28 protein-coding genes are annotated in these 24,781 nt (G+C 61.6%); 20 read left to right on the top strand and 8 right to left on the bottom strand.

All coding sequences use genetic code 11. The features are described from left to right. The first annotated feature begins 293 nt into the window (after positions 1-293). Together rhtA and U862_RS0126840 are read left to right on the top strand one after the other, a co-directional pair. Positions 294-1,181 (top strand): threonine/homoserine exporter RhtA, encoded by an 888-nt coding sequence (rhtA, locus tag U862_RS0126845; protein ID WP_025113229.1) that lies wholly within the window; start codon positions 294-296, stop codon positions 1,179-1,181. 169 nt (positions 1,182-1,350) lie between these two features. Then, positions 1,351-1,632: a hypothetical protein gene (locus U862_RS0126840; protein ID WP_025113228.1), complete on the top strand. Its 282-nt coding sequence runs from the start codon at positions 1,351-1,353 to the stop codon at positions 1,630-1,632. 1 nt (position 1,633) lies between these two features. Here the strand turns inward: U862_RS0126840 and U862_RS0126835 are convergent, their stop codons facing one another. Next, positions 1,634-2,212, bottom strand: coding sequence for a TetR/AcrR family transcriptional regulator (locus U862_RS0126835; protein ID WP_025113227.1), 579 nt, complete (start codon positions 2,210-2,212; stop codon positions 1,634-1,636). Between the two features lie 92 nt (positions 2,213-2,304). Between U862_RS0126835 and U862_RS0126830 the strand changes: the two genes are divergently transcribed. Together U862_RS0126830 and U862_RS0126825 are read left to right on the top strand one after the other, a co-directional pair. Further along, positions 2,305-3,033 carry an SDR family oxidoreductase gene (locus tag U862_RS0126830; RefSeq protein ID WP_025113226.1) on the top strand — a complete coding sequence of 243 codons (729 nt, stop codon included), beginning with the start codon at positions 2,305-2,307 and terminating at the stop codon, positions 3,031-3,033. A 38-nt stretch (positions 3,034-3,071) separates the two neighbouring features. Beyond that, entirely contained in the window at positions 3,072-3,668 is a 597-nt protein-coding gene (locus U862_RS0126825) for a 2-hydroxychromene-2-carboxylate isomerase (protein ID WP_025113225.1), read from the top strand. Between the two features lie 45 nt (positions 3,669-3,713). Here the strand turns inward: U862_RS0126825 and U862_RS0126820 are convergent, their stop codons facing one another. The 4 genes from U862_RS0126820 to U862_RS0126805 form a co-directional block, all read right to left on the bottom strand. After that, positions 3,714-5,522 (bottom strand): aminopeptidase P family protein, encoded by a 1,809-nt coding sequence (locus U862_RS0126820; protein ID WP_025113224.1) that lies wholly within the window; start codon positions 5,520-5,522, stop codon positions 3,714-3,716. 56 nt (positions 5,523-5,578) lie between these two features. Further along, entirely contained in the window at positions 5,579-6,745 is a 1,167-nt protein-coding gene (locus U862_RS0126815) for an aminotransferase class V-fold PLP-dependent enzyme (protein ID WP_025113223.1), read from the bottom strand. A gap of 205 nt (positions 6,746-6,950) precedes the next feature. Continuing rightward, positions 6,951-7,565 (bottom strand): LysE family translocator, encoded by a 615-nt coding sequence (locus U862_RS0126810; protein ID WP_025113222.1) that lies wholly within the window; start codon positions 7,563-7,565, stop codon positions 6,951-6,953. Between the two features lie 101 nt (positions 7,566-7,666). After that, complete coding sequence (locus U862_RS0126805) at positions 7,667-7,924, bottom strand: hypothetical protein (protein ID WP_025113221.1); 258 nt, start codon at positions 7,922-7,924, stop codon at positions 7,667-7,669. Between the two features lie 392 nt (positions 7,925-8,316). Between U862_RS0126805 and msuE the strand changes: the two genes are divergently transcribed. From msuE to U862_RS0126785, 4 genes are all read left to right on the top strand, one after another. Further along, the gene (gene msuE / locus U862_RS0126800; protein ID WP_025113220.1) at positions 8,317-8,880 is read left to right on the top strand and encodes an FMN reductase; all 564 of its coding nucleotides are present in this window, start codon (positions 8,317-8,319) and stop codon (positions 8,878-8,880) included. Between the two features lie 10 nt (positions 8,881-8,890). Beyond that, positions 8,891-10,036, top strand: a complete 1,146-nt coding sequence (ssuD, locus tag U862_RS0126795) for an FMNH2-dependent alkanesulfonate monooxygenase (protein WP_025113219.1) — start codon at positions 8,891-8,893, stop codon at positions 10,034-10,036. Positions 10,037-10,167: 131 nt separating this feature from the next. Continuing rightward, complete coding sequence (locus U862_RS0126790; RefSeq protein WP_025113218.1) at positions 10,168-11,355, top strand: acyl-CoA dehydrogenase family protein; 1,188 nt, start codon at positions 10,168-10,170, stop codon at positions 11,353-11,355. Positions 11,356-11,378: 23 nt separating this feature from the next. Next, the gene (locus U862_RS0126785) at positions 11,379-12,482 is read left to right on the top strand and encodes a sigma-54-dependent Fis family transcriptional regulator (RefSeq protein WP_025113217.1); all 1,104 of its coding nucleotides are present in this window, start codon (positions 11,379-11,381) and stop codon (positions 12,480-12,482) included. Here U862_RS0126785 and U862_RS0126780 read toward each other — a convergent pair. Continuing rightward, positions 12,479-12,844 carry an antibiotic biosynthesis monooxygenase gene (locus U862_RS0126780; protein WP_025113216.1) on the bottom strand — a complete coding sequence of 122 codons (366 nt, stop codon included), beginning with the start codon at positions 12,842-12,844 and terminating at the stop codon, positions 12,479-12,481. The two genes, U862_RS0126785 and U862_RS0126780, sit on opposite strands and share 4 nt — an antisense overlap. Before the next feature lie 94 nt (positions 12,845-12,938). Here U862_RS0126780 and soxR point away from each other — a divergent pair, with 94 nt between their 5' ends. From soxR to U862_RS0126760, 4 genes are all read left to right on the top strand, one after another. After that, positions 12,939-13,388 carry a redox-sensitive transcriptional activator SoxR gene (soxR, locus tag U862_RS0126775; RefSeq protein WP_025113215.1) on the top strand — a complete coding sequence of 150 codons (450 nt, stop codon included), beginning with the start codon at positions 12,939-12,941 and terminating at the stop codon, positions 13,386-13,388. A 106-nt stretch (positions 13,389-13,494) separates the two neighbouring features. Next, on the top strand, positions 13,495-13,953 hold the full coding sequence (locus U862_RS0126770) for a VOC family protein (RefSeq protein WP_025113214.1): 459 nt from the start codon (positions 13,495-13,497) through the stop codon (positions 13,951-13,953). Between the two features lie 231 nt (positions 13,954-14,184). Beyond that, positions 14,185-15,060 (top strand): alpha/beta fold hydrolase, encoded by an 876-nt coding sequence (locus tag U862_RS0126765; RefSeq protein ID WP_025113213.1) that lies wholly within the window; start codon positions 14,185-14,187, stop codon positions 15,058-15,060. 23 nt (positions 15,061-15,083) lie between these two features. After that, the gene (locus U862_RS0126760) at positions 15,084-16,034 is read left to right on the top strand and encodes a LysR substrate-binding domain-containing protein (RefSeq protein WP_025113212.1); all 951 of its coding nucleotides are present in this window, start codon (positions 15,084-15,086) and stop codon (positions 16,032-16,034) included. Between the two features lie 109 nt (positions 16,035-16,143). On the opposite strand, the gene leuD is transcribed toward U862_RS0126760, so the two are convergent. Both leuD and leuC read right to left on the bottom strand, forming a co-directional pair. Then, entirely contained in the window at positions 16,144-16,758 is a 615-nt protein-coding gene (gene leuD / locus U862_RS0126755; protein ID WP_025113211.1) for a 3-isopropylmalate dehydratase small subunit, read from the bottom strand. Next, the gene (gene leuC / locus U862_RS0126750; RefSeq protein ID WP_025113210.1) at positions 16,755-18,173 is read right to left on the bottom strand and encodes a 3-isopropylmalate dehydratase large subunit; all 1,419 of its coding nucleotides are present in this window, start codon (positions 18,171-18,173) and stop codon (positions 16,755-16,757) included. Before leuC ends, leuD begins: the two co-directional genes overlap by 4 nt. Before the next feature lie 323 nt (positions 18,174-18,496). Between leuC and U862_RS0126740 the strand changes: the two genes are divergently transcribed. Genes U862_RS0126740 through U862_RS0126705 form a run of 8 tightly spaced genes read left to right on the top strand, consistent with a single transcriptional unit; the run spans position 18,497 to position 24,751 of the window. Continuing rightward, positions 18,497-19,687 carry a PepSY domain-containing protein gene (locus U862_RS0126740; protein ID WP_025113209.1) on the top strand — a complete coding sequence of 397 codons (1,191 nt, stop codon included), beginning with the start codon at positions 18,497-18,499 and terminating at the stop codon, positions 19,685-19,687. Further along, the gene (locus U862_RS0126735; protein ID WP_025113208.1) at positions 19,684-20,226 is read left to right on the top strand and encodes a hypothetical protein; all 543 of its coding nucleotides are present in this window, start codon (positions 19,684-19,686) and stop codon (positions 20,224-20,226) included. The genes U862_RS0126740 and U862_RS0126735 overlap by 4 nt, the downstream gene beginning before the upstream one ends. Then, positions 20,223-20,564: a hypothetical protein gene (locus tag U862_RS0126730; RefSeq protein WP_025113207.1), complete on the top strand. Its 342-nt coding sequence runs from the start codon at positions 20,223-20,225 to the stop codon at positions 20,562-20,564. Before U862_RS0126735 ends, U862_RS0126730 begins: the two co-directional genes overlap by 4 nt. Next, the gene (locus U862_RS0126725; RefSeq protein WP_025113206.1) at positions 20,561-21,136 is read left to right on the top strand and encodes a DUF6162 family protein; all 576 of its coding nucleotides are present in this window, start codon (positions 20,561-20,563) and stop codon (positions 21,134-21,136) included. Before U862_RS0126730 ends, U862_RS0126725 begins: the two co-directional genes overlap by 4 nt. A gap of 35 nt (positions 21,137-21,171) precedes the next feature. Beyond that, on the top strand, positions 21,172-22,101 hold the full coding sequence (locus tag U862_RS0126720) for a metal ABC transporter substrate-binding protein (protein WP_025113205.1): 930 nt from the start codon (positions 21,172-21,174) through the stop codon (positions 22,099-22,101). Then, a complete protein-coding gene (locus tag U862_RS0126715) occupies positions 22,098-22,946 on the top strand; it encodes a metal ABC transporter ATP-binding protein (protein ID WP_025113204.1) in 849 nt (282 codons plus the stop codon). Before U862_RS0126720 ends, U862_RS0126715 begins: the two co-directional genes overlap by 4 nt. After that, the gene (locus U862_RS0126710; protein WP_025113203.1) at positions 22,946-23,845 is read left to right on the top strand and encodes a metal ABC transporter permease; all 900 of its coding nucleotides are present in this window, start codon (positions 22,946-22,948) and stop codon (positions 23,843-23,845) included. The genes U862_RS0126715 and U862_RS0126710 overlap by 1 nt, the downstream gene beginning before the upstream one ends. Beyond that, the gene (locus U862_RS0126705) at positions 23,846-24,751 is read left to right on the top strand and encodes a metal ABC transporter solute-binding protein, Zn/Mn family (RefSeq protein WP_025113202.1); all 906 of its coding nucleotides are present in this window, start codon (positions 23,846-23,848) and stop codon (positions 24,749-24,751) included. Positions 24,752-24,781 lie beyond the last annotated feature (30 nt).

Genomic DNA, 24,781 nt, shown 5'->3' with positions numbered 1-24,781 from the left:
AAAAGCGCCAGACATGCCGGCATTTTCAACTCCTTCCAGGCTTCGATGAACTGAAGCAAGCCGCTGTCGAAAACTGCGTAACTCTTTGAATCTCAAGGAGTTTTCCGTTTCGACTGCGCCGGAAGTGGGGCGAATTATAGACCTCCAGAATCTGCCGTCAACCGTTAATTTTAGTTTTCTGTCGAGACACTGAAAAAGCCTGCTTATATATAGACGCAATGCCATCGAATGCGCAGTATATTGCCCAACACCTAAAACAATACCCTGCTCTTACCTTCGGATGATGCCTCGCAATGACTGACCAACCCCGCTCTCTGGCCTCAATGCTGTTCCCGGTTGGCCTGTTATTGATAGCCATGGCATCCATCCAGTCCGGCGCGTCACTGGCCAAGAGCATGTTTCCGGTGGTCGGCGCTCAGGGAACGACCACCCTGCGCCTGATCTTCGCCAGCGTGATCATGTTGATACTGCTACGTCCATGGCGCGCCAGGCTGACGGCCCAGTCCCTGCGGACAGTGATCGTTTATGGCATGGCGCTGGGCGGAATGAATTTCCTCTTCTATATGTCATTGCGAACGGTACCGCTCGGAATCGCAGTCGCACTCGAATTTACCGGCCCGCTGGCCGTCGCCATTTATGCTTCCCGTCGTGCCATCGACTTTCTCTGGATTGCTTTGGCTGCGGTCGGCCTGCTTTTGCTGATCCCCACTGGAGCGACAACAGCAGGAATTGATCTGGTCGGGGCTGGTTATGCCTTGGGCGCCGGCGTCTGCTGGGCACTTTACATTCTGTTTGGTCAGAAGGCCGGCGCAGACAACGGCGTTACCACTGCGGCCCTGGGTGTAATGATTGCCGCACTGTTTGTTGCACCGATTGGTATTGTCCACGCAGGCGCTGCTCTGTTGACGCCGTCACTCATCCCGATTGCTATTGGCGTCGCCGTCCTGTCGACCGCTTTGCCCTACACGCTGGAGATGGTCGCCCTCACCCGCATACCCGCACGTACCTTTGGCACTTTGATGAGCATAGAACCCGCCTTCGGCGCACTGTCAGGACTGCTTTTCCTGCAGGAATACCTCACGCTGTCACAATGGATGGCGATCCTGTGCATAATTCTGGCGTCAGTCGGAGCCACCATGACGATGGGCAGCACCGCCAAGCCCGCCATTGCGGCAGATTGAAACAGGATTTGATGAAGGTCTGGCAATTGGCGCTCATTTAGGCCATGTTTAGATCCCTTAACTCAGTGTCAGATATGGATTTTTTCGGACAGGGATATCAGAACGCTTAAAGCGCAAGCGAATACAGGCAGACCCGAGCGCCAGACTCGTGGCTACCATAAGGACGGTAATGAAACGATTTTTGATACTGATCGCTGTGTTGGCAGTAACGGGGTGCGCAGCGACCTCCGAGACCCAAGTGAAGCACGGTAGAAAAGGGCTGCACATCAACTGTTCGGGGCTGTCGTCCTCCTGGGACAAGTGTTACACCAGCGCCGCCAACGCTTGCGCTCCGAAGGGTTACAAGGTCATCGCCAAATCAGGAGACGCCGTGGAAGAACCTGGCGACTACCCGTTCGGTCTCAATCCGGCTGGCTATACCAGTCGAAGCATGATTGTCATCTGCAAATGAATCATTCTGGCTGCTCGTCTCGCCGAGCAGCCAGTTGACGCCCGATTTCTTCATGGCTGGACTTCAATACCGTCCGTTGAATCTCCGGCGTCACCAACATCCGCGCAACCACCAACGCGCCGACGCATTGCGACAGAATCGCCCATGCCAGGCTGTCACTCTGCAGAATCTGCGCCCAACTGGTTTGCAGCCGACAAATCCACAGCTCGGCCTGCTCGCGAACCTGATCATCTGAACGGGCTATTTCCGCACCCAGCGTCGGCAAGGCACACCCCGATTCAGGCTGCTCTACGTGAGCCATGCTCAGGTATTGTTTGAGACAGCGCTCCAGCCGCTCGCGATCCTGCTCACCTCTCCCACCCAGTCGCTCCAGGCTCTGACACAGTTCGCGTTCGACGATTGCCGTGAATAACGCGTCTTTCGATGAGAAGTGGCTATAGAAGGCCGCCCCACTCAGGCCGATGGCTTTCATCAATCCATCGACTCCGACAGTCGAAAATCCAGCGCGCTTTGCCGACAGCGCACTGCTGTTCAGCAGCTTTTCCCGGGTTTCCAGCTTATGACCGGCGGAATACCGCATGCACTTACCCTCTTGATCGACCGCCTTGACGTTGCCCGAATCCTAGCATAACGTTCGTTCACTTAACGATCGTTTACTAAAGGGAAACACCCATGAATAACAACAAGGTCGTACTAGTGGTCGGTGCTGGCGATGCTACCGGCGGAGCCATCGCCAAGCGTTTTGCCAAAGAAGGTTTTGTTGCCTGCGTTACCCGACGCAGTGCTGACAAATTGCAGCCGCTGGTCGAGGCCATTCAGGCCGAGGGTGGAGAAGCACATGGCTTCGCCTGCGATGCACGCAAGGAAGAAGACGTCATTGCGCTGATTGAAGAGATTGAAACCCGCCTCGGCCCGATCGAAGCGTTTGTTTTCAACATCGGCGCCAACGTGCCTTGCAGCATTCTTGAAGAAACTGCGCGCAAATACTTCAAGATCTGGGAGATGGCCTGTTTCTCGGGTTTTCTCAATGCCCGCGAAGTGGCCAAGCGCATGGTCACCCGCAAGCGCGGCACCATTCTGTTTACCGGGGCCACCGCCGGGCTTCGCGGCGCCGCCGGTTTTGCCGCATTTGCCGGCGCCAAACACGGTATTCGTGCGCTGGCGCAAAGCATGGCGCGCGAGTTGGGGCCGATGAACATCCACGTCGCCCACGTGGTGGTTGATGGCGCCATCGATACCGACTTCATCCGAAACAGCTTTCCGGAGAAGTACGCGACCAAGGATGAGGACGGTATTCTCAATCCCGAGCACATCGCCGAAAACTACTGGTATCTGCACAGTCAGCCACGAGATGCGTGGACGTTCGAGCTGGATCTACGTCCATGGAACGAACGCTGGTAATCCCCCTCCTCCATAACAATAAATAGAGAGCAGCGAATATGACGAAAACCGTGGAGTTCTATTTCGACCTCGGCAGCCCTGCCACTTATCTGGCCTACACCCAGTTACCGAAAATCTGTGCCGACACCCATAGCGAATTGATCTACATCCCGATGCTGCTGGGCGGTGTGTTTAAGGCGACCGGCAATGCCTCACCGGCGATGATCCCGGCCAAGGGCCGCTACATGTTTCAGGATCTGGATCGCTACGCCAAACGATATGGCGTGCCACTGAAGTTCAATCCGCATTTCCCGATCAACACACTGATGCTGATGCGCGCCGTCACCGGCATACAACTGCGCCAGCCGGAACGCTTTCAGGCGTTTATCGATTGCCTGTTCAAGGCACTGTGGGTGGAGGGACGTCCTCTCGATGAGCCGGCCACTGTCGCAGCGGTGTTGAGCGAACACGGCTTCGATCCCAATGAAGTCCTGGCCCTGACCAACGACGAGGCGGTCAAGGCAGCACTCAAGGACAACACCGAGACAGCCATTAAACGCGGGGTGTTTGGTGCGCCAAGCATGTTCATCGGCAATCAGTTGTTCTTCGGTCAGGACCGCCTCGACTTTATCGAAGAAGCCCTGCGTCAGGCTTAGAAGGAGAACAGACCCGGGCGCCACACAGCTCCCGGGTTGATGCCATCAGATAGCCGCTGTCCGCGTGTTCAGCCACGCCAGTGCAGCGCCCTCCAGCAACGGACTCAAGCGCTCACGCACTTCGGCGTGATAGGCGTTGAACCACTGCTTCTCCTCCTGCGTCAGCAAAGACGGCTCCAGGCAGCGCGTGTCGATCGGGCACAGAGTCAAGGTTTCAAACTTGAGGAACTCGCCAAACTCGCTGCTGCCCGCCTCGCGATTCATGGCCAGGTTCTCGATTCGCACACCCCAACGGCCCGGACGGTAAGTGCCCGGCTCGATCGATGTGATCATCCCCGGCTGCATTGCCGTTTGCGGAGCCGCTGCGGCCTGATACGCAATCACCTGCGGGCCTTCGTGAACGTTGAGGAAATAGCCGACCCCATGACCGGTGCCGTGGCCATAATCCACGCTTTCAGCCCAGATCGGTGCACGGGCGATGGCATCCAGCAACGGCGACAGAATGCCTTTCGGGAACTGTGCCCGCGACAGTGCGATCACCCCTTTGAGCACGCGCGTGCAGTCACGCTTCTGCTCATCCGTTGGCGTACCGACCGGCACCATGCGCGTGATGTCGGTCGTGCCGCCCAGGTACTGGCCGCCCGAGTCGATCAGCAGCAAGCCATCACCCTCGATCACCGCGTGTTCTTCTTCGGTGGCGTGATAGTGCGGCATCGCGCCATTGGCGTTAAACGCGGCAATCGTGTTGAAGCTTAGCGACACGTAATCCGGACGGCGTTCGCGGGCGGCGGTGAGCTTCTCGTCGATGGTCAGTTCGGTAATGCGCTCGCGCCCCCAGGCAGACTCCAGCCAGGCGAAAAATTCGCACAATGCCGCACCGTCCTGTTCCATGGCCTGGCGAATGTGCTGCGCATCGGCTTCGCTTTTCTGCGACTTGGCGAGGGTTGTCGGATTCAGGCCTTCGACCAGTTTCACCCCGCTTTCCAGGTTATCCAGCAAACCGCTGGTCACCCGCGCCGGATCCACCAACAGGGTTGCGCCGCCTGGCACAGCGCGCAAGGCGTCGGCCACTTCATGGTAATCACGCAGAGTCACTCCGTCCCGCTCCAGCACCGCACGCAATTCGGCATCGACCTTGCTCAGAGCCACAAACAGTGTCGCTTGCTGTTGATTGATCAACGCAAAAGAAACGAACACCGGGTTGAACGACACATCGCCGCCACGCAGATTGAACAGCCAGGCGATGTCATCAAGGGTGGCGATGAAGTGCCAATCGGCACCACGTTCCTGCAAGGTCTCACGCAGTCTGGCGAGTTTTTCGCCGCGACTGACCGTCGCTTGCGGTGGCAAATGCTGATAGATCGGTGCGTTCGGCAGGCCAGGACGATCGGCCCAGACTTCATTCAGCAGATCGATGTCAGTGCGCAGACGCGCACCACGGGCTTCAAGCTTGCTGCTCAAGGTACGCGCCGAGGCCACGGCCATCACCGCGCCATCAACCGCCACCACGCCACCTTCCGGAGTCTGCTCGGCCAGCCAGTCCAGTGGGCTCGGTTGCCCCGGTTGCAGCTTGACCAGTTCGATGCCGCTGCCTTTGAGTTCCTTGGTCGCCTGTTCCCAATAACGACTGTCGGCCCAGACTCCGGCGAAATCAGCGGTGACAATCAGCGTGCCAACCGAACCATGGAACCCCGACAGCCATTGCCGCCCTTGCCAGTATCCCGGCAGGTATTCCGACAGGTGCGGGTCGGCCGACGGCACCAGCAACGCATGAATGCCTTCGCGGCGCATCAGTTCACGGGTGTGCGCCAGGCGCTGGGGAACCGTTCCTTCGGTCAAAGTCTGGGTACTCATCATGTCTCCTGCCAATCACTTCATCGTTATTGTTCGTAGCCGTGGAAGTCGGCTGGTTAAAGCCCAGTCGCCCAGAATGCCGGAGCACTGGCGCAGGCGCCTTTGATCAGTTCTACCGCCTGATCGATATCGTCGGTGGTGGTGAAGCGGCCGAGGCTCAGGCGAATGGTGCGAGCAGCCAGCCGGGCGTCATGCCCCAGTGCCAGCAGCACGTGGGAAGGCGCATTGCTCGCGGAGTTGCAGGCCGAAGTCGCGGAAAACGCGATCGAATGGCTCAAGGCTGCGCTGTTGAACTCACCTTCACTGAACGTCAGGCTCAAGGTGTGCGCAATACGCTGACTGGCGCTGCCGTTGAGGCGCACGCCCGGCAGGCTCAGCAACGGTTCGAGCAAGCGATCACGCAGCGCCACGATGGACTTTTTCTCCTCATCGAACATCGCAGTGGCCAAGGCGAATGCCGCGCCCATACCCGCAATCTGATGGGTCGCGAGGGTCCCGGAACGCAAGCCGCCTTCGTGCCCGCCACCATGAATCTGCGCCTGCAAACGCTGCTGCGCCCGCGGCCCGACATACAGCGCACCAATGCCTTTGGGGCCGTAGAGCTTGTGCGCCGAAAACGACATCAGGTCCACCGGCCATTGCTGCAGATCGATCGCCACTTTACCGGCGCCCTGCGCCGCATCGACATGGAACAGCGCTCCACGGCTGCGCACGACCTCACCGATGGCCGGGATGTCATTGAGCGTGCCGAGTTCATTGTTGACCAGCATCAACGAGACCAGAAAGGTGTCGTCGCGCATCGCTTCGCTGACTGCCTGCGGGGTGATCAGGCCCTCGGCATCCGGCACCAGGTAGGTCACCGCAACGCCCGCGTCCTGCAGTTGCCGGGCGGTATCGAGGATGGCTTTGTGTTCGATCTGGCTGGTAATGATGTGGCCGCCGGCAACGCCGCGTGCCTGGGCCACGCCTTTGAGGGCGAGGTTGTTGGATTCGGTGGCACCGGAGGTCCAGACGATCTGCGTGGCCTCGGCACCGACCAGTTCGGCGACTTGCCGGCGGGCGTGCTCGACTGTTTGCCGGGCCTGCTGACCGAATGCGTGAGAACTGGACGCCGGATTGCCGAAGTTGGCGTGAAAGCCCAGACAGTCGATCATCACCTGGATGACCCGATCGTCCACCGGAGTGGTGGCGGCATAATCGAAATACAACGGACGTTTATTCATAAAAGACTCGCAGAGCGTGTTCCGGGATCAGGAGGCTCGTGTCTGCAAACGGCACAGCGCAGCCTTGTGAGCTGCGCGTCGGTTCGAGAGCGTCATCAATACCTGATCGGATGCCGTTAAAGAAGAACAACTTCATTTAAAAGTGCGTAGGAACGCTCCTGAAGCCGAGCTTAACAGGCATCGGGCCGGCGGTTGAAGCAATGCGTCAGTGAAAGCTTTCGAGAAGTAACGGGTACAGCGAAATCACCAACAACGTGGCCATGCCCCAGTTGAATACGCGCAACCAGCGTGGGTCCTTCAGCACGTTGCGCAACAACGTGCCGCACGCCGCCCAGACGCCGACACTGGGCAGGTTGATGATGGCGAACACCGCAGCGATCACCACAACATTGGTGAAATACCCCTGCATTGGCGTGTAGGTGCTGATCGCGCCAATGGCCATGATCCAGGCCTTGGGATTGACCCACTGAAACGCGGCGGCGCCCAGATAACTGATCGGTTTGCCCTCGCCTTGCACGCCCTCGCCCACCGGTCCCGAATGAGCGATCTTCCACGCCAGGTACAACAGATACGCGGCGCCTACATAGCGCAGCACCGTGTAGAGCAGTGGATATGTCTGGAACACCGCGCCCAGGCCAAAGCCCACCGCGACCACCAACACGAAGAAACCGCAGGTGATGCCGAGCATATGGGGAATGGTGCGGTTGAAACCGAAGTTCACCCCCGACGCCAGCAACATGGTGTTGTTCGGCCCCGGTGTAATCGAGGTGACAAGGGCAAACAGGGCAAAGCCCAGCAGCAGATCAAGCGAGAGGGTCATGTAGGCATTCCGTCGGGGGTCATTCAGGTGTTGACCCTATCGCACGGCAGCCCGCAAACCCACGGACAGTTGGCTAAAACTTCGAGCAGTACAGTTTGCGATCAGCTTGGACGACCGTGCAGCTGTATGGCACGTCCAGCGCTCATTTCAGCTTTCTTGTCGAACGACGATTGACCCAGCAGCGCCGCTTTTTTCGCGTGGTATTCGTCGAAGGACAAGCCGCTGCGATTCAGCGCTTCCATCGCCAGTTCGCGGGTCTCTTCGGCGGTGTAGGGCCGTTGTTCGGGGGAAACGTGGGTGGCGCATCCGGCGAGCACGGAAACAGCGAGCAGCAGCGAAACAGTCAGTAAACGATTCATGGGGGGCGTCCTGGCGAGCGGTGTTAGTCGATGGACAAAGGCTACGCCCGCGCCTGCCCGGGCAAAAATCAACGCGCTCAATAGTGGCTATCAGGATTTCAGCTTGATCACCCTCATATCTCTTAAAGATCTATAAATATCGATTAACGTTCTTTTACGGAATAACAAGCAACCGCTATAAATCCCTCCATACGGCGAACAGCTGTTGCTCCAGCAACTGTTGCCCAGGCAACAGCAGTTCAACAAACCCGCCTGATATCTGCACAACTCAATGGCGCCAGAACGCTATAGCCCCCGCGAACCGGGCTTCTCAGGAATTGGTACAGCGCTTGCTCAAGCCTTGGCACTTACTCACTGCTCGCTGAGCAACTGTTGATAAAAAGGAACTCATCATGTCGCGTACCCTGAAAGTCGTTGCCCTGTCCGGCGGCACCTGGCGCCCGTCCCGCACCCTGGTGCTGACTCAGGCTTTACTGGCCGAACTGGGCGAGCACCTGCCGCTCGACAGTCACCTGATCGAACTCGGTGACATCGCACGGCCACTCGGTGCTGCGCTGTCGCGTCAAGAACTGAGCGCAGAGGTCGAGGCCGAGCTGCAAGCCATCGAACAGGCCGACCTGCTGATCGTTGCAGCGCCGGTGTATCGAGGCTCCTATCCGGGCCTGCTCAAGCATCTGTTTGACCTGATCGACCTCAATGCACTGATCGACACCCCGGTGTTGCTGGCCGCCACCGGTGGCAGCGAGCGTCATGCGCTGGTGCTCGATCACCAGTTGCGTCCGCTGTTCAGTTTCTTCCAGGCCGTGACCCTGCCGATTGGCGTTTACGCCACCGAGGCCGATTTCGCCGACTACCAGATCACCAGCGAACAGCTGAAAGCGCGCATCCGCCTGGCCGCTGAACGCGCCGCGCCGCTGTTCGGCACGCAAATCAAACCGTTGCTGAAAATCGCTTAAGGAGCTGTTCATGGATGTTTTCTGGTTCCTGCCGACCCACGGCGACGGCCATTATCTGGGCACCACGCAAGGCGCGCGCCCGGTCACACTCAATTACCTCAAACAAGTGGCGCAAGCCGCCGACAGCCTTGGCTACCACGGCGTATTGATCCCCACCGGGCGCTCCTGCGAAGACTCGTGGGTGATCGCCTCGGCGCTGGTGCCGTTGACCGAACGCCTGCGTTATCTGGTGGCGATCCGTCCGGGGATCATCTCGCCGACCGTATCGGCGCGTATGGCGGCGACTCTGGATCGCCTGTCCAACGGTCGCCTGCTGATCAACGTGGTGACCGGCGGCGACCCCGACGAAAACCGTGGCGACGGCAGTTTCCTCAGCCACAGCGAGCGCTACGAAGTCACCGACGAATTCCTCAGGATCTGGCGGCGAGTGCTGCAAGGCGAGGCGGTGGACTTCGAGGGCAAACACCTCAAAGTGCAGAACGCCAAAGCTTTGTATCCGCCGGTGCAGAAGCCGTATCCACCGCTGTATTTCGGCGGTTCCTCCGACGCTGCCCATGACCTGGCCGCCGAGCAAGTAGACGTGTACCTGACCTGGGGCGAACCACCTGCCGCCGTCGCCGAAAAACTTGCCGATGTGCGCGAACGTGCAGCTCGGCACGGGCGCAAGGTGAAGTTCGGAATTCGCCTGCACGTGATCGTCCGCGAGACCGCCGAAGAAGCCTGGAAAGCTGCGGACAAACTGATCGAGCACATCAGCGACGAGACCATCGAGGCGGCGCAGAAATCCTTCTCGCGCTTCGACTCCGAAGGGCAGCGGCGCATGGCGGCGTTGCACGACGGGCGACGCGACAACCTGGAAATCGCCCCCAACCTGTGGGCCGGTGTCGGCTTGGTACGCGGCGGCGCCGGGACTGCGCTGGTCGGCGATCCGCAGCAAGTGGCGGCGCGAATCAAGGAGTACGCCGACCTCGGTATCGAGAGCTTCATTTTTTCCGGTTATCCGCACCTTGAAGAAGCCTACCGCTTTGCCGAACTGGTGTTCCCGCTGCTGCCGGAACCCTACGCGAGCCTGGCCGGGCGCGGCGTGACCAATCTGACCGGGCCGTTTGGCGAAATGATTGCCAACGATGTGTTGCCCACAAAAGCCACTGCCTGAACCGAAACCCTTGTGGGAGCGAGCCTGCTCGCGAATGCAGTGGTCATCTACAGGAATGGTGACTGATACGACCCCTTCGCGAGCAGGCTCGCTCCCACAGGGGACTGCGTTGACTCTCTGAGGAACACCGTGTGACCGCCAAACCACAAAGTACCCTGCTCTCCCCGCTGCAGAACGCCCGCCAACTGGCCACCGAATTTGCCCTCACCGCCGTCGAGCGTGACGAGCGCGGCGGTACGCCGAAGGCCGAACGCGATGCCCTGCGTGACAGCGGCCTGCTGGCCCTGAGCATTCCCACGCGCTACGGCGGCCTCGGCGCGCGCTGGAGCGAAACCCTGCAGATCGTGCGCGAGTTCGCCAAGGTCGATAGTTCCATCGCCCACGTCTTCGGCTTTCATCACTTGATGCTCGCCACCGTCCGCCTGTTCTCGCGCCCGGAACAATGGCAGCCGTGGTTCGAACAGACCGCACGGCAGAACTGGTTCTGGGGCAACGCCCTCAACCCGCTCGACACCCGCACCGTGGTCAAGGACTGCGGCGGCTGGCGCGAATTCTCCGGCAAGAAAAGTTTCTGCTCCGGCGCCAGCGACTCGCAGATGCTGATCGCTTCGGCGGTGGACGAAAGCGCCGGCGGCAAATTGCTGATCGCGGCGATCCCCAGTGGGCGCAGCGGCATCACCCTGCACGATGACTGGAACAACATCGGCCAGCGCCAGACCGACAGCGGCAGCGCCACGTTCGAACGAGTGCGCGTCGAAGAGTCCGAACTGCTGCTCGATCCCGGCCCGTTGAGCACACCGTTTGCCTGCCTGCGTCCGCTGATCGCACAACTGACGTTCACCCACCTGTTTCTTGGCATCGCCGAAGGCGCTTTTGCCGAAGCCCGCCAATACACGCTGAGCGAAACCCGGCTCTGGCACAAATCCGTGGCCCGTGATGTGCGCGAAGACCCGTACGTGCTCGCGCATTACGGCGAGTTCTGGGTGGCGCTGGAAGGCATTCGCCTGCTGGTCGAACGGGCCGCCTCGCTGCTTGACGACGCCTGGGCCAAAGGCCCGAATCTGACTGCCGAGGAGCGTGGGCATCTGGCCACGGCGATTGCCACGGCCAAGGTCGCCGCCAGTCGTCAGGGGCTGGAGATTTGCAGCCGCTTGTTCGAAGTCACCGGCGCGCGTTCGACCCACGCTTCGCTGCGCCTGGACCGGCACTGGCGCAACCTGCGCACCCAGACCCTGCACGACCCGCTCGACTACAAGCTCCATGAGCTGGGCGACTGGGCGCTGAATCAGGCGCTGCCGGTGCCGACGTTCTATTCCTGATCTTTCCTTTAATGGAGCGTGCCATGCAACTGCTGACCCTTCCGCCCTCACCCGCCCTGGCGACGTCGATCCGCGCCACCGCGCAAGTCTTCGAAGACCCGAAATCCCAGGCCCTGCTCGCGCATCTGCAGCAAGTCGCACCGAGCGAAGCCAGCGTGCTGATCATCGGCGAAACCGGCACCGGCAAGGAGCTGGTGGCGCGGCATATCCACAACCTGAGCAATCGCCGCCATCGGCCGTTTGTCGCGGTCAACTGCGGCGCGTTCTCCGAATCGCTGGTGGAAGCCGAACTGTTCGGCCATGAAAAAGGGGCCTTCACCGGCGCCCTCAGCGCCAAGGCCGGCTGGTTCGAGGAGGCGGACGGCGGCACCTTGTTCCTCGACGAAATCGGCGATTTGCCGATGGCGATTCAGGTCAAGTTGCTGCGGGTGTTACAAGAGCGCGAAGTGGTGCGCCTGGGCTCGCGCAAGAGCATTCCCATCGATGTGCGGGTGCTGGCCGCGACCAACGTGCAACTGGAAAAAGCCATCAATGCCGGCAACTTCCGCGAAGACCTGTTCTACCGCCTGAACGTGGTCAATCTGGAACTCAGCCCGCTACGCGATCGGCCCGGTGACATCCTGCCACTGACCCGACACTTCATCGAAGCCTACAGCCAGCGCCTGGGTTACGGGCGGGTCAGCATCAGCCCCGGCGCCGAGCACAAACTGCGCGGCTACAGTTGGCCGGGCAACATCCGCGAACTGGAAAACGTCATCCATCACACCCTGTTGATCTGCCGCAACGGTGTGATCGAGCGCGATGATTTGCGCCTGTCGAACCTGCGCATCGAGCGCCCGGACGATCAGCAGTCGAGCGCCGACGACTCACCGCAAGCCCTGCTTGAGCGAGCCTTTCAAAAGCTCTTCGAACAACAGGCCGGCGCTCTCCACGAAAAGGTCGAAGACGCCCTGCTGCGCGCCGCGTATCGGTTCTGCCATTACAACCAGGTGCACACCGCTGCCCTGCTGGGCCTGAGCCGCAATGTCACTCGCACGCGGCTGATCAAGATCGGCGAACTGGCGGTTAACAAGCGGCGATTCACGGAGAACCTGCAAGGCGAACGCCTGATCCAGTTGTCGATCTAGCCCACCAGGTTGCAGTGCAGCGCATCGTCATGACTGCGGGCGATGCTGCTCAATACCTGGAACGAATTGAAGGTCACGGTTTTCGCCTGATGGGCACGGATCAGTTGCCAGAAATCCTGCTCGCCACTTTCAAAACGGCTGAACGCTGCTTCCCCGGCCTCGCGGGTCTGCCATTGCAGCAGGCTCAGCACCCGCCGACCGTCGTCACTGACCTGCACGCTGGCGCTGACAAAGCCTGCGTAGCGCTGCGCCAGATGCTCGGTCTGCTGCGCCAGCGCCGACACCAGCGCCGGTTGCTGGCGCGGTTCGATCTCGAATTCGATCAATTGGGTAAAACTGCGATTTTTCGCTGACGTTTGCATGACAAGTCCCCATTCACCGTAAGACGAGTCTTGCGACTCGAAGGCCTGCAGGGTAAAACCTCTAGTTAAGTCAAGGTCAAGAGTCATTTTGCCAATGATCACCAATGAAACCCTGCACAAGCAGCTCACCGTGGGCGAAGTCGCCGCGCGCAGCGGCGTGGCAGTCACCGCCCTGCACTTTTACGAAGCCAAGGGCCTGATCAAGAGCCAGCGCAATGCCGGCAATCAACGCCGCTATCCACGGGAAGTCTTGCGTCGAGTGGCGCTGATCAAGGTCGCGCAACGGCTGGGCATTCCGCTGGCGGAGATTGGCGAGGCGTTGAAGATGCTCCCGGACGATCGCGCGCCGACCGCGGCGGACTGGAAAGTCCTGTCCGAGCAGTGGCGACGCGAACTCGATGAGCGGATCAATCAGTTGACCCTGTTGCGCGATCGGCTCACCGGTTGCATCGGCTGCGGCTGCCTGTCGATGGAGGCCTGCCCGTTGCGCAATCAGGGCGATGTGCTCGGTGAACAGGGGCCAGGCGCGCATTTCCTCGGCTGACTGCTCGTCGGGCAAAAATCCTCGTTGCGCAGACAGTTCTATAGTGAATCTTCCACAAATCCGGTGGAGCCCCACACCTCGCAAAACAAAGAACAGGGAGAACGTCATGAGCGTCAAACCCATTCCCGAGGGGTATCACAGCATTACCCCGTACCTCGGCATCCTCAAGGCCGCCGAAGCCATCGAATTCTATAAAAAAGCCTTCGGCGCCACGGTCGTCATGCGCCTCGACATGCCGGACGGCCGCATCGGCCACGCCGAACTGCGCATTGGCGACAGCGCAATCATGCTCGGCACGCCCTGCGACCAGGGGCCATTGAGCGGTCCGGACAACGCCGTGTCGGTCGGTCTGCATTTGTATGTCACCGATGTCGACAAGTCCTTTCAACGGGCGCTGGATGCCGGGGCCAAGGCGGTGTCCGAGGTCAAGGATCAGTTTTATGGTGACCGCAGCGGGACGCTGAAGGATCCGTATGGACATCTGTGGTTCCTGGCTACGCGCAAGGAAGATCTGACCGAAGAGCAGATCAAGCAGCGGGCGATCGAGATGTTCAGTCAGGGTTGAGACCTTCAGTGTCTTGACCGGCCTCTTCGCGAGCAAGCCCGCTCCCACAGGGATCTCTGGTGTGAACACTATCGTGGTCAAACAGCAGAACACTGTGGGAGCGGGCTTGCTCGCGAAGGGGCCAGTGCGGACACATCACACTTCATGAACCACCACACCACGCTGCGCCTGTTGCTCCCGAACGCAAACACTTTCAGCATGCCGACAACGACTGAAAAAAGGATCAGCCCGATGTTTGCCGGATTTTGCAAAGACCAGCGCCACGTCAACGGCATCGACATCGCCTACCGCCTCGGCGGCAGCGGCCCGGGCCTGTTGCTGTTGCACGGTCACCCACAGACCCACGTGATCTGGCACAAGCTTGCCGAGCAACTGGCCGGGCACTTCACCGTGGTCGCCGCCGACCTGCGCGGTTATGGCGACAGCAGCCGGCCCGCCGCCGATGAGCAGCACCGTAACTATTCAAAACGTGAAATGGCCAGGGACAACGTCGAGCTGATGCATGCGCTGGGTTTCGCGCAGTTCTCGGTGCTGGCCCACGACCGTGGCGCCCGGGTCGCCCATCGCCTGGCCCTCGACCACCCAACTGCCGTGCAGCGGATGATGCTGCTCGACATCGCCCCGACTCTGTCGATGTACACGCAGACCAACGAAGCCTTCGCCCGTGCCTATTGGCACTGGTTCTTCCTGATCCGCCCGGCGCCATTGCCGGAAACCTTGATCGAGGCCGATCCCGAAGCCTATCTGCGCAGCGTCATGGGCAGCCGCAGCGCCGGGCTCACACCGTTCACCGAGCCCGCGTTCAGCGAATACCTGCGCTGCCTGCGACGTCCCGGCAGCGCCCGGGGCATTTGCGAAGACTACCGCGCCAGCGCCGCCATCGACCTTGAACATGACCGCGCCGACATCGCCGCCGGCCATCAGCTGCATCTGCCGCTGCGCGTGCTGTGGGGCGCCGAAGGCACGGTCGGACGTTGCTTCGAACCGCTGCGCGAATGGCAGCAAGTGGCAACCGATGTCAGCGGTAAAGCACTGCCCGCCGGGCATTATCTGGCCGAGGAAGTGCCTGATCTGCTGCTCGCCGAAGCCCTGGATTTCCTGCGCTGAATCGAGCCTTGCCTGCCGATGCTATGCTGGCGGCTTGTGCCGCCAGTGCCCGTGCCAACATGTCCCAGAACCAAGAACCCGTGCCCCTGCCCGAAGACCTGCGCGTGCTGTTGACGGTGATCCGCAAGAACGGTTTCGCGGCCGCCGCCGACGAGCTGGGCCTGTCCCCGGCCTACGTCAGCAAACGCATCCAGATTCTCGAATCGACCCTCGGTACCCGCCTGCTGCACCGCACCAGTCGCCGCGTGTCTTTGACCGAGGACGGTGAGCGGGTGCAGCGCTGGGCCTTGCGCATCCTCGATGACTTTCAGCAACTGCGCGACGACCTCGCCGACGCCCACGACAGCCCGCGCGGGCGCCTGCACATCTGCAGCAGTTTCGGCTTTGGCCGCAATCACGTGGCGCCCGCCGTTTCGCTGCTGGCCGAACGTCACCCGCAATTGCAGATTCGCCTCGATCTGTTCGACCGCGCGGTGGACATCGTCAACGAAGGCTTCGATCTGGAAATCCGCGTCGGCGATGACCTGCCCGGCCAGCACATCGGCCGGCAACTGGTGAGCAATCGCCGAGTGCTGTGCGCAGCGCCCGAATACCTGCAACGCCACGGTACACCGCAGACGCTGGACGACTTGCAACAGCATGACTGCCTGGTGATCAAGGAGCGCGACAACGCATTCGGCATCTGGCACCTGGATCGCGACGGCGCGCAGGAAAGCGTGCGGGTCAGCGGGCCGCTGTCGTCCAACAACGGTGAGATCGTCCTGCAATGGGCGCTCGACGGACGTGGCGTGTTGCTGCGCTCATTGTGGGATGTGAAGCCGTTGCTGGAACAAGGCCGATTGGTGCCGGTGCTGGCCGATTACAGCCAGAGCGCCAACGTCTGGGCGGTGTACCCGACGCGGCTGGCCAACTCCGGAAAGCTGCGGGCGTGTGTGGAGTTTTTGCAGGGGCATTTCAAGGATCTTTCACTGTAGCCCTTGTAGGCCTTCGCCTGCTCGCGATGGCGGTCATTCAGCCAATGATGATGTTCACTGACACGACGCTATCGCGAGCAGGCGAAGGCCTACACAGGTTGGTACTGTGTCAGGCAAGCCATGGGTTGTTGGTCAGGTGTTCGCGCTCGAACGCCTTGATCTGTTCACGCCGCTGCAAGGTACTGCCAATCGCATCCAGCCCCAGCAACAGGGCGGTTTTGCGCAAGCCCTCCATCTGGAAATCCAGCACTTCGCCGTCCGCCAGACGGATCTGCTGCGCCTCCAGATCAATACTGAGCCGTGCACTTTCCGGCTGACTCACCCGCCGGCCAATGCGCTGCACCTGCGCCTCGTCGAGGGTGATCAGCAACACCCCGTTGCGCTGGCAATTGTCGTAAAAGATCCCGGCGAAACGGCTGCCGATCAGCGCGCGAATCCCCAACTGCTGCAGCCCCCACACCGCGTGTTCACGGCTGGAGCCGCAGCCGAAATTCGGCCCGACCACCAGAAAGCTCGCACCCTGCCAGGCCGGCTGGTTCAACACGAACTCAGGGTTGGGCGTACCGTCGGCAAAAAAACGCAGATCGAAAAACACCCCGCGATCCAGTCCCTGACGATCAATGCCCTTGAGAAACTGCTTGGGCATGATCACGTCGGTGTCGACGTTGGCCGCCAGCAGCGGCGCGGCCTGGCCGCTGACCTGAGTGAAGGGTTGCAGGCTCATGGGCGTTCTCCAAAGTGACGAATGTCGGTGAGGTGGCCGCTGATCGCGGCGGCGGCGACCATCGCCGGACTCATCAGGTGGGTGCGCGCTCCGGCACCCTGCCGGCCTTCGAAATTGCGGTTGGTGCTGGAGGCGCAGCGGTCGCCGGGCGCCAGCACGTCATCGTTCATCGCCAGGCACATCGAGCAGCCGGACTGGCGCCATTCAAACCCGGCGTCGATGAAGATCTGCGCCAGGCCTTCGACCTCGGCCTGAGCGCGGACTTCGCTGGAGCCGGGCACGATCATCGCCCGCACATGTTCGGCCACTCTCCTCCCGCGCACGACAGCGGCGGCGTCGCGCAAATCCTCGATCCGCGCGTTGGTGCAGGAACCAATGAACGCATGGCTGATGACGATATCGCGCAGCGCCATCCCCGGTTCCAGGCCCATGTAATGCAGGGCCCGGCGCATGTCCTGACGCAGGATCGGATCGTCGATGCTTTGCGGGTCCGGCACTTGCGCGCCGATGGCTACCGCCTGATCCGGGCTGGTGCCCCAGGTGACCATCGGTTCCAGCAGGCTCGCGTCGAGGTGCACTTCGCGGTCGAACACGGCGCCGGGATCGCTGCGCAGTTCACGCCACTTCTGCAACCCGCGTTCCCAGAGTTCACCCTGCGGTGCTCGGGGTTTGCCCTTGAGATAGGCAAACACTTTTTCGTCCGGCGCCATGAACGCACCGCGCGCACCGGCCTCGACCGCCATGTTGCAAATGGTCATGCGCGCTTCGACGCTCAGGGCATCGATGGTCGAACCGCTGAACTCGATGGCGTAGCCGCTGGCACCGGAGGCACCGATGCGGCCGATCAGCGCCATGATCACGTCCTTGGAGGTCAGGCCCGGCGCCAACGCGCCGTCGACGGTTACGCGCATGCTTTTCAGGCGTTTGTAGACCAGGGTCTGCGAGGCCAGCAGGTGTTCGATCTCCGAGGTGCCGATGCCGAAACCGAACGCCCCCAGCGCACCGTAGGTGGTGGTGTGGCTGTCGCCGGCGGCGATGACCATCCCCGGCAGAATGAAGCCTTGCTCTGGGGCGATCACATGCTCGATGCCTTGGCGCTTGTCGAGGATGTCCAGCAGTTCGATACCGAAGTCCCGGCAGTTTTCCGCCAGATACGACACCTGCCGCGCACCGCCCGCATCAGGCATCGCCGCGACCCGCAACGGTGTGGTCGGGTTGACGTGATCAACCACCGCCAGCGCCGTGCCCGGCCGCCAGACCTGACGCCCGGCTGCACGCAAACCGCTGAAGGCCTGGGGGCTGGTGTATTCGTTGATCACCTGACGATCGATATACAGCAGGACATGGCCCTGCTCGTCGAGGCGGCACACGGCGTGCGAGTCGATGTGTTTGTCGTAGAGGGTTCTGGGGCTCATCAAGGCGCTCGCTCAGGGGAATCCGGTGATTTCCATCATAGGGAGCGGTTGGCGGCCATCAATTGGCAGGAAGTGAGAGCGGCGTTCATGAATCGTGTTCGATCCCCTGGCCACCGAACGCCCCCTGTAGGAGGGTTGGTGGTGTCCGGGGGAAGTGCGAAACATTTACTTTCATATAAGCCATCGGGATTTACCCGGCTCATCCGTCCTATAGAGATGCAGGCCGTTCGCGTAGGCAACAGCCACGACCGCGCCTTTCAGGGTCACCCTTGCTGCGAAGCCCGTAGCCGCGTGCCCTTTCATCGCAATCAAGACGCGCAATCATGTCGAAGAAATCCCGTTCCAAACTGTGGTTCCTGGTGCATAGCTGGCTCGCGCTGCCGATCTGGTTTTTTGTCCTGATCGTCTGTGTCACCGGCACACTGGCGGTGGTCAGCCAGGAGATCGTCTGGCTGGCCAACCCGCAAATGCGCGCCAGCCAACCGGCGGACGACGCTCCGCTGCTCAGTTACGATCAAGTGCTGGCCGCAATCAAGAAAGCCGAACCGCAAACACTGGTCCAAAGCATCAGCCGCCCCGACGAGTCGCATTTCGCCCTCGACGTCGAGGTCAGCTACCCCGACGGCCGCGCGCAGACGGTGTACGTCAACCCGTACACCGGCGCGATCCAGGGCCCGGCGCCGGACTTCAACTTCAAGGCATTCACCCGTGCCCTGCACGGCTGGTGGCTGGTGCCGTTCACCAACGGCTATAGCTGGGGCTGGTACCTGGTGTCGTTTCTCGGCCTGCCGATGCTCGCCTCGCTGGTCACCGGGCTGGTGGTCTACAAGCGTTTCTGGAAAGGCTTTTTCAAGCCTACGCTGCGTTTTCGCCACGGCGCCCGGATCTTCTGGGGGGACTTCCATCGACTGAGCGGCATCTGGTCGATCTGGTTCATTGCCGTGATTTCCATCACCGGCACCTGGTTTCTGATTCAGGCGTTTTTGTTCGATAACCAGGTGTCCATCACCACCGAGCCGATCATCCCGGCGATGGCCCGCGAAGACGTGCCAATGTCGGCCGACGCCGGGCCACCGCCACGGATCAGCCTGGATCGCGCGGTGCAGATCGCCGAACAGCAAATCCCCGGGCTGGAAGTCAGCTTCATCAGCCTGCCGGGCAACGCCTACAGCCATCTGAGTGTCGGCGGTCGCGGCTGGTATCCGCTGATGTTCCAGACCGCCACGCTCAACCCTTACAACGGCGACATGGCTGCCTCGCGGCTGATCTCCGACCGCTCCTCGCTGGAGTTCGTCACCGAGTCGATGCGACCGTTGCACACCGGTGATTTCGGCGGCCTGTGGATCAAGCTGATCTGGTTCTTCTTCGGCCTGTTGCTGAGCATGATGGTGCTCAGCGGCCTGTTGATCTGGACCAAACGCACCGCGCTGGCCACCGCCAACGCGCTCAAGCGCGAGAGTAAAAAAGCCCGCAGCACCAGCGTCAGTCGTGAACCGGCGGAGGTCAGCCTGTGAGCCCGTCCAACCGCACTGTCCAGCCGTCCACACTGCGCCGCTTCTGGCACAAATGGCGCTTTCATCTGAATGCGCTGCTGCTGCTGATTCCGTTGGGTTTCATGCCCAAGTACTTCGCCGACGCTGCGCTGTTTCGCGGCGATGTCGGCCTCGGCGAGCACCAGATCGGTGACATCCAGGTCGGGCCCTGGAGCCTGCGCCTGGCCGAACTGCGAAACGAAGCGCCGCATCTCGACGGCCCCGCCGGTTACATGAAGGACTTCAATGCAGCCCTGTGCGACGCCTGCGTCGAACAGGTCAAGGCCACCTACCTGCGCATCGGCAAGCCCCGCAGCCTGCGCGCCGCCGGGGTGATTTTCTTCGGCACGCCGTACCGCATGGGCGCGCAGTTGCCGGTGGCGGAAAAGACCCAGGCCGACGCCGACCTGTGGATCACCATGGAAGGCTGGGACGGCAGCCTGCATCAAGCCTCGATTCCGCTGCGCCGGGCCTCTCCCGCCACCATTGCCTGGCTGAACAAACAAGGAGCCAAACCATGAACCGCGTTCAACGCTCTTTCCGCCTGCGATTGCGCGCTGCCTTGCTGCTGTTGTGCAGCGGTTTCAGCGCCGGCGCCCTGGCCCACAACCCGATGTGTGAATGCAAAGCCGTCGATGCCGAGCAGATCAAATGCACCGGCGGCTTTTCCGATGGCAGCGGCGCGCCCGGGGTGACTCTGGACGTGATCGGTTACGACGAAACCATTCTGCTGCCGGGCAAGCTCGGCGCCGACTCGAGCCTGACCTTCAAGAAACCCGCCGCCGAGTTTTACGTGCTGTTCGACGCCGGCCCCGGTCACGTCGTGGAAATCGACCAAGCAGACATCGAGGCCCCATGAGTACGCCCACCACGCAAGTCGTCCGTCCGGCCGGCGCCGGCCATGAAACCCTCAACGTCCTGCTGCTGTGCCTGTTGATCCTCGCGGTTGCCGGTTCGGTGGTGGCGTGGCGCGGGGTGTCCCATGAACCGCAGCCGGTCGCCAGCCATCAGCTCGATGCCCGGCGCGACCTCAGCGCCGCCGAGCAAGGCATCTACGCCGACCTGCGGGTGACCCTGGACGAAATCCGCCTGTTGCGCGAAGAGCAGCAAACCCTGCCGACCCCGCACACACTGGCAGAGGAAGGTTTTGCGCCGTTCGCCCAGGACGCCAGTTCGGTCAGCCGTGGTGGACATGCCTGGCAGTTGCTGGCGGACACCGCCTATTTCGGCCATAGCCAGTCGCCGGCCGTGGCGGGATCGTTCGTGATGCTGCTGAGCGCCGATGCCCATGCGGCGCCGGACATCTGGCTCAACCGCGCCGCCGATCTGCAGACGCCCGCCGAACTGACCGACACCGCGCTGTCGGCCGCTGGCTGGAAGCAGATCGTCGCGCAATTCGATGCCGGCGTGACTCGCGAGCATCGCCACTGAACCTTCGCCTTCACCCCAGAGAAGACCGCTTGCCCATGTCTATTTCATCGCCTCGCCGTCCCTTCCTGCGCCTGCTGCTGGCAGGCCTTTGCGCCTGCCTGCTGAGCCCGCTTGCCAGCGCCGATCCGGGCAAGCGCCTGCGCATCGGCATCACGCTGCACCCGTATTACAGCTATGTGGCCAACATCGTCGGCGACAAGGCCGACGTGGTGCCGCTGATTCCTGCCGGTTTCAATCCGCACGCCTATGAGCCACGGGCCGAGGACATCAAACGCATCAGCGGGCTGGACGTGATCGTCCTCAACGGTGTCGGCCATGACGACTTCGCCGACCGCATGATCGCGGCCAGCGAAACGCCGAACATCAAGACCATCGAAGCCAACGAGAACGTGCCGCTGCTGGCCGCCACCGGTACCGCCGCGCGTGGTGCCGGCAAAGTGGTCAACCCGCACACTTTCCTGTCGATCAGCGCCTCGATTGCCCAGGTCAATAACATCGCCCGCGAGCTGGGCAAACTCGACCCGGACAACGCCAGGACCTACACCCAGAACGCCCGCGCCTACGGCAAACGCCTGCGGCAGATGCGCGCCGATGCGCTGGCGAAACTGACTCAGGCCCCCAACGCCGAGTTGCGGGTGGCGACAGTGCACGCGGCGTACGACTATCTGCTGCGCGAGTTCGGCCTGGAAGTCACTGCCGTGGTCGAGCCGGCCCACGGTATCGAACCCAGCCCGAGCCAGTTGAAAAAGACCATCGACCAACTGCGCGAACTCGACGTGAAGGTGATCTTCTCGGAAATGGACTTCCCGTCCACCTACGTTGAAACCATTCAGCGCGAATCCGGCGTGAAGCTGTACCCGCTGTCGCACATTTCCTACGGCGAATACACCGCCGACAAGTATGAAAAGGAAATGACCGGCAACCTCAACACCGTGGTGCGAGCGATTCAGGAGTCCGGGGCATGACGGTAAAAGAAACCCTCTCTGATACCCCCCAATCCCCTGTGGGAGCGAGCCTGCTCGCGAAAGCGCCCGGCCAGTCAACCACATCGTTGAATGACACACCGCCATCGCGAGCAGGCGAAGGCCTACAAAGGGTCAGCGGGCCGACGCTGGAGTTTGCGCAGGTCAGCCTGACCCTGGGGCGTACCACAATTCTCGACAACGTCACCTTCCAGGTGCAGCCCGGCCACGTACACGCATTGGTCGGCCCCAACGGCGGCGGCAAAAGCTCACTGATCAAGACCTTGCTGGGACAGATGCCGCATCAAGGTCAGTTGAGCCTGCGCTGGCCGGGCGAACCCGGCACCATCGGTTATGTGCCGCAGGCGCTGGAGTTCGATCGCGGCCTGCCAATGACCGTTGACGATTTCATGGCCGCCATGTGCCAGCGCCGTCCGGCGTTTCTTGGCCTGAGCAAGCACTACGCCAAGGCCATCGGCGAGGCACTGGAACGGGTCGGCATGCAAGACAAACGCAAGCGACGCATGGGCGCGCTGTCCGGCGGTGAGCGGCAGCGCGTCCTGCTCGCCCAAGGGTTGATCCCGCCGCCACAACTGCTGGTGCTGGATGAACCGATGTCGGCGCTCGACGAAGCCGGAATTCAAGTGTTCGAGCGCTTGCTCGGCGACTGGCGCGCCGCTGGCATCACCGTGCTGTGGATCGAGCACGATCTGGAAGCGGTCAAGCGCCTGGCTATTCGGGTCACCGGCCTCAACCGGCGCGTACTGTTCGACGCCACGCCGCAACAGGCGCTGACTCCGGAACGGCTGCTGACGCTGTTCTCGACCCATCCTCGGAGCGCTGTCTGATGAGTTACGAAGCCTTTCGTTTGATGGTTCAAGGCTGGGCCACCTCCGGTTACCTGCCGGAAGCGCTGGCCTACGGTTTTGTGGTCAATGCGCTGCTCGCCGGCCTGCTGATCGGCCCGGTGCTCGGCGGCCTCGGCACACTGGTGGTGGTCAAGCGCTTCGCGTTTTTCTCCGAAGCGGTCGGCCATGCGGCGCTGACCGGCGTGGCCATCGGCATTCTGCTCGGCGAACCCTACACCGGGCCGTACGGCAGCCTGTTCGGTTACTGCCTGCTGTTCGGCATCCTGCTCAACTACCTGCGCAACCGTACCGGCCTGGCGCCGGACACGCTGATCGGCGTGTTCCTCTCGGTGTCACTGGCGCTGGGGGCGAGCCTGCTGCTGATTCTGGCCGGCAAGATCAACGTGCACATTCTGGAGAACGTGCTGTTCGGTTCGGTGCTGACGGTCAACGGCAACGACCTGCTGGTGCTGGCGATCGTCGGTTCGCTGGTCATGGCCCTGGCGCTGCCGTTGTACAACCGGATCATGCTCGCCAGTTTCAACCCGCAACTGGCGGCGGTGCGCGGCGTGGCGGTGAAGACCCTGGATTACCTGTTCGTGATTCTGGTGACGCTGATCACCGTTGCCGCAGTGAAGGTCATCGGTGCAATCCTCGTCGGTGCGCTGCTGGTGATTCCGGCAGCGGCGGCGCGCTTGCTCAGCCAGTCGCTCAAGGGCTTCTTCTGGTGCTCAGTGCTGATTGCCACCGTCAGCACCTTGTGCGGGATTCTCGCGCCGATCGTCTTCGATCTGCCAATTCCGTCCGGCGCCGCGATCATTCTGGTCGCCGGCATCGCCTTCGCCCTCGCCGCCATTGCGCGCGGGGTTGTTCCGAGTCTGAAAGGGAACCTTGGATAAATGGCTTTCTCATTGCGCAAACTGACCCTGGCCATGGCCCTGTGCGGCGTGATCTGCACGCCCCTGATCGCTGCCGAAAACGCCAAACCGTTGCGCGTGCTGGCCTCGTTGCCGATCACCTACGGGCTGGGCGAGGTGCTGCTCAAGGGCACCGATGTCAGCCTGGAACGCGCGGCCCCGGCGAATCTGCCGGGCAGCCGTCAGACCGCCTACTTCACCGGTCGCGGTGCGCCGGCACTGGGCAAACTGGCGAACGACGCCGACGCGGTGATCGGCGTACGTTCGCTGTGGGCCGATGATCCTCTGTACCCGATCGCCCGGCGCAGCAACATTCGCATCGTCGAGGTCGACGCGGCGCGCCCGGTCGATGGCGCCTTGCCCGGAATTGCCGTGCAACCGGGGCTCAAGGTCGATGGCTTGAACAGTCAGCCATGGCTGGCGAGCAACAACATGGGGCGCATGGCCGACGTGATGGCGGCGGACCTGGTGCGCCTGGCACCGTCCGCCAAGCCGAAGATCGAGGCCAATCTGGCGGCGTTGAAACAGCGCTTGCTCAAGCTCAGCGCCGACAGCGAAGCGCGTCTGGCCGAGATCGACAACCTCAGTGTGATGAGCCTCAGCGATCACTTCGGTTACCTGATTGGCAGCCTGAACCTGGAGCTGATCGGCCAGGATCCACGACCGGATGCCGAATGGACTGCGGAGGATCTGCAGAAACTCACGGCGACGCTCAAGGACAACGACGTGGCGCTGGTACTGCATCATCGTCAGCCATCGGAGGCGGTGAAAACGGCGATTGCCGAGTCGGGGAGTCGGTTGCTGGTGTTGAGTACCGATGCCGAAGATCCGGTGGCGGAGCTGGAAGGGAATGTGGATTTGCTGCTCAAGGGTTTGAACGGGGCGTAGTTTCAGTTGCGCCGCGTTATCGTTCTTCGC

It is taken from the genome of Pseudomonas sp. H1h (assembly GCF_000633255.1).
Taxonomy (GTDB): domain Bacteria; phylum Pseudomonadota; class Gammaproteobacteria; order Pseudomonadales; family Pseudomonadaceae; genus Aquipseudomonas.
Note: the sequence above shows the minus strand (reverse complement) of the source record. Positions and strands in the feature narration are given on the sequence as shown.

What these genes read in the sequence shown, in the direction of transcription:
- rhtA (WP_025113229.1), top strand. Translation starts at nt 294, where the DNA reads ATGACTGACCAACCCCGCTCTCTGGCCTCAATGCTGTTCCCGGTTGGC.
- U862_RS0126840 (WP_025113228.1), top strand. Translation starts at nt 1,351, where the DNA reads ATGAAACGATTTTTGATACTGATCGCTGTGTTGGCAGTAACGGGGTGC.
- U862_RS0126835 (WP_025113227.1), bottom strand. Translation starts at nt 2,212, where the DNA reads ATGCGGTATTCCGCCGGTCATAAGCTGGAAACCCGGGAAAAGCTGCTG.
- U862_RS0126830 (WP_025113226.1), top strand. Translation starts at nt 2,305, where the DNA reads ATGAATAACAACAAGGTCGTACTAGTGGTCGGTGCTGGCGATGCTACC.
- U862_RS0126825 (WP_025113225.1), top strand. Translation starts at nt 3,072, where the DNA reads ATGACGAAAACCGTGGAGTTCTATTTCGACCTCGGCAGCCCTGCCACT.
- U862_RS0126820 (WP_025113224.1), bottom strand. Translation starts at nt 5,522, where the DNA reads ATGAGTACCCAGACTTTGACCGAAGGAACGGTTCCCCAGCGCCTGGCG.
- U862_RS0126815 (WP_025113223.1), bottom strand. Translation starts at nt 6,745, where the DNA reads ATGAATAAACGTCCGTTGTATTTCGATTATGCCGCCACCACTCCGGTG.
- U862_RS0126810 (WP_025113222.1), bottom strand. Translation starts at nt 7,565, where the DNA reads ATGACCCTCTCGCTTGATCTGCTGCTGGGCTTTGCCCTGTTTGCCCTT.
- U862_RS0126805 (WP_025113221.1), bottom strand. Translation starts at nt 7,924, where the DNA reads ATGAATCGTTTACTGACTGTTTCGCTGCTGCTCGCTGTTTCCGTGCTC.
- msuE (WP_025113220.1), top strand. Translation starts at nt 8,317, where the DNA reads ATGTCGCGTACCCTGAAAGTCGTTGCCCTGTCCGGCGGCACCTGGCGC.
- ssuD (WP_025113219.1), top strand. Translation starts at nt 8,891, where the DNA reads ATGGATGTTTTCTGGTTCCTGCCGACCCACGGCGACGGCCATTATCTG.
- U862_RS0126785 (WP_025113217.1), top strand. Translation starts at nt 11,379, where the DNA reads ATGCAACTGCTGACCCTTCCGCCCTCACCCGCCCTGGCGACGTCGATC.
- U862_RS0126780 (WP_025113216.1), bottom strand. Translation starts at nt 12,844, where the DNA reads ATGCAAACGTCAGCGAAAAATCGCAGTTTTACCCAATTGATCGAATTC.
- soxR (WP_025113215.1), top strand. Translation starts at nt 12,939, where the DNA reads ATGATCACCAATGAAACCCTGCACAAGCAGCTCACCGTGGGCGAAGTC.
- U862_RS0126770 (WP_025113214.1), top strand. Translation starts at nt 13,495, where the DNA reads ATGAGCGTCAAACCCATTCCCGAGGGGTATCACAGCATTACCCCGTAC.
- U862_RS0126765 (WP_025113213.1), top strand. Translation starts at nt 14,185, where the DNA reads ATGTTTGCCGGATTTTGCAAAGACCAGCGCCACGTCAACGGCATCGAC.
- U862_RS0126760 (WP_025113212.1), top strand. Translation starts at nt 15,084, where the DNA reads ATGCTGGCGGCTTGTGCCGCCAGTGCCCGTGCCAACATGTCCCAGAAC.
- leuD (WP_025113211.1), bottom strand. Translation starts at nt 16,758, where the DNA reads ATGAGCCTGCAACCCTTCACTCAGGTCAGCGGCCAGGCCGCGCCGCTG.
- leuC (WP_025113210.1), bottom strand. Translation starts at nt 18,173, where the DNA reads ATGAGCCCCAGAACCCTCTACGACAAACACATCGACTCGCACGCCGTG.
- U862_RS0126740 (WP_025113209.1), top strand. Translation starts at nt 18,497, where the DNA reads ATGTCGAAGAAATCCCGTTCCAAACTGTGGTTCCTGGTGCATAGCTGG.
- U862_RS0126730 (WP_025113207.1), top strand. Translation starts at nt 20,223, where the DNA reads ATGAACCGCGTTCAACGCTCTTTCCGCCTGCGATTGCGCGCTGCCTTG.
- U862_RS0126725 (WP_025113206.1), top strand. Translation starts at nt 20,561, where the DNA reads ATGAGTACGCCCACCACGCAAGTCGTCCGTCCGGCCGGCGCCGGCCAT.
- U862_RS0126720 (WP_025113205.1), top strand. Translation starts at nt 21,172, where the DNA reads ATGTCTATTTCATCGCCTCGCCGTCCCTTCCTGCGCCTGCTGCTGGCA.
- U862_RS0126715 (WP_025113204.1), top strand. Translation starts at nt 22,098, where the DNA reads ATGACGGTAAAAGAAACCCTCTCTGATACCCCCCAATCCCCTGTGGGA.
- U862_RS0126710 (WP_025113203.1), top strand. Translation starts at nt 22,946, where the DNA reads ATGAGTTACGAAGCCTTTCGTTTGATGGTTCAAGGCTGGGCCACCTCC.
- U862_RS0126705 (WP_025113202.1), top strand. Translation starts at nt 23,846, where the DNA reads ATGGCTTTCTCATTGCGCAAACTGACCCTGGCCATGGCCCTGTGCGGC.